The 780-nt window shown below is 71.3% G+C and carries 1 protein-coding gene; it reads right to left on the bottom strand.

The window, feature by feature from the left end; genetic code table 11:
* A partial coding sequence (locus tag Acy02nite_RS46210) for a hypothetical protein (protein ID WP_203756839.1) occupies positions 1 to 780 on the bottom strand: 780 nt, incomplete at both ends.

The raw sequence follows: 780 nt of genomic DNA, 5'->3' as shown, positions 1-780 counted from the left end.
AAGGTCGAGATCGATGGAGGCCAGGGCTCGTTCCGGCTGCTCGCCCGCCTGAGCCGAACGTCGCGACGCCTCGGCGACCGCGAGCAGCCGCTGGGACTGGTTCGTCACCGCCTCGCTCAACCCGGCCTGCAACTGCCGCTCGATGGCGCGGATCCCGTCGCGTGCCCGCTTGCCGACGGCCATCCGGAAGGTGTCGATCAGCGACCTCAGCTCGGCAGCGCTCTCGCTGTTGCGCCGGCTGCGCTGCCGCTGCTTCTCCCCGGCCAGGGCAGTCCCGCCCAGGGCGATCGCGCCGGACGCCGCAACGGCCGTGGACAGCCAGTACGGCATCGCGAGGCCGAGGAACCGGGGAACGATGAGAGCGATCATGATGCCGCTGTAGGCCGGCATGAGTACGCCGACCAGACGGGTGGCCATCGTCTGCTGCTCGGACAGTATCCGTGGGCCGCGGCGGATGTGGGCGACCAGCTCCGCCGGCGGTTCGAGGTCGAGACGCACCGGCGGCACCGCCTCGCTCACCCCGATCGAGGCGGCGACCCGCTCGCCGATCTCGCGCGCGGCCACGTGCAACGCCCGATGTACCGCCTCGGTCTCGGCCACGAGGCGCTGTCGCAGCCAGCGGTCGAGGTCGGCGCCGGCCAGCCCCTGTGACTCGATCACCGCGGTGCCCTCGTCGAGCAGGGCTCGCAACCAGTTGTGCACGGCGAACTCGATGTCGGACAGGGTCGCCGCCAGCGCGTCGCTGAGTGCCCGTGGCCATTTGCCGGCTTGTGCCTGAAA

The organism is Actinoplanes cyaneus (assembly GCF_016862095.1).
GTDB classification, from domain to species: domain Bacteria; phylum Actinomycetota; class Actinomycetes; order Mycobacteriales; family Micromonosporaceae; genus Actinoplanes; species Actinoplanes cyaneus.
This window is presented reverse-complemented; position numbering and strand designations above follow the sequence as displayed.